The sequence below is a fragment of the Paenibacillus sp. P4_A7 genome, from assembly GCF_056402455.1.
The window spans coordinates 1-1615 of record NZ_JBFUHJ010000738.1 but is presented as its reverse complement, the minus strand read 5'-3'; the positions used below and the strand labels follow the sequence as shown (position 1 = coordinate 1615).

The 1615-nt window shown below is 42.9% G+C and carries 1 protein-coding gene and 1 pseudogene; one reads left to right on the top strand and one right to left on the bottom strand.

The window, feature by feature from the left end; genetic code table 11:
- A pseudogene (locus AC1DWN_RS33555) lies at nucleotides 1-312 on the bottom strand (IS4 family transposase); the annotation flags it as partial.
- A gap of 833 nt (nucleotides 313-1145) precedes the next feature.
- Here AC1DWN_RS33555 and AC1DWN_RS33550 point away from each other — a divergent pair.
- On the top strand, nucleotides 1146-1615 hold a 470-nt coding region (locus AC1DWN_RS33550), incomplete at its 3' end, for a hypothetical protein (RefSeq protein ID WP_477563153.1).

Below are 1615 nucleotides of genomic sequence, written 5' to 3'. Positions count from 1 at the left end.
TTTGATATTCGTATACGATTGCGTAAATTTGTGAAACAAGAATTCCACAGCGGAYGGCAGGATTTTATTCCTCTGCTGGACAAAAGCAGAAGTGGTTGCGGTGTTTACGTCATAGCCCTGCGATTCCAAGAGTTCCTTATATATGCTGTTGCCCCCCATTGAGATCAGGAGTTGCATAACCGTTTCAAAGGGTARCTTTTTCTTTCGGGTAAAATCTTGTTCAGGTTTTTTGACATAAGGTGCTGGTGCSGCTGACATTTCTCGTATGAGGGATGTCAGYGTTTCTTTTAGCGAATTYGCGTACTCATTCATCGGCGTAACCTCCTCGTTTTTCAAGGGGCTTCGCCACACCATTTCATCTACTTGTCAAGTCCTATTTCTCTTTTTGGTGCAAAAAAAGAGCGGGCTATCTTTTCGATAACCTGCTCTTGTTCTTGATTTTTAGCCCTGCGCCTTAACTTAATGACATTGCCTAATACGGTGCTCTTTCTCATGGTATTGGTGGAGGCGAGGCGTGGCTATGCAAAACCACAATTCGCTGGAGTGTGATGGTGAGGAAGTTTAGAGATTCCGCTTCCTCCTGCATTGGGTGTAAACCATTATCGCTGGTGAATGTCCTAAGAGAGCTACGTCACCTGGCTGCAGGCTGAATCTTCTAACCACATGTGCAGCAATCTTGGCTTGATCGATCACAATCTTCACTTGAGCATTTTGCATAAATCAGTTTTTATCCAAAAGACAGAATAATCTAATAGCTTCCAAGGTCTCTAAATAGTTCGATTCTGAAATTGGGCAGACCTGCAGAATTTCTGCTTTCTTTCTGAATGCCCCATATATGCAGGCCATCTGCCGTCAAGTAGGTTTTTACTCTGGAATTACATCGTTCCGCGCTAGTACGTGCATTGTATAGCTCCTTTCAGCGCTTCGTATCTGGTTGCGCATGATCTATATAATCGATGAGTTCCGCTCAAAGCCAAGTGTGTTATAGTAGTGCTAAGATAGCAGCTCCGATGTACTCGAGCAATGGGATCACTTCGTACTTACATCGAAAGAATCAAACACATTTTGGGATTTCAAGATTGAGGGCATATGGTGTTCATCGACAATTTTATCCTAAAAAAATTGTATCGGGGGAAATCGACAACATGCAGCCGGTTTACGGTCAAACGATTACAGCTAGTGATATCATTGATGATTTAATGGGCAACAACCCAACCTTTCAATGGCAAGTACAGGAATCACGTATGAGCGACCAATATATTAATGTGAAATCGGGCGGGACATCGGGCAGCTACACCATAACATTAAATGATATTGGAAAAAAATTACGCGTTGTAGTTTCACATTCAAATGGTGACAGTAAAACTTCATTGCCCACAGGCGCAGTATTAAATACCAACCCCCTTATTGCATCGCTTACATTCAATGATCATTTAAAGGACGATGCAGATCAAGAGCAATTGTTGGCAGCAAACGGAGACTACCATTATGTTGACGGTGTATTGCCCGGGACCAAAGCGCTGCATTTAGAAAGCGGAAACAGCAATTATGTCCGTACGACGCATAGCTTGAATTTTGGTCATGACAGCTTTACCGTATCCTTCTGGTATAAGGG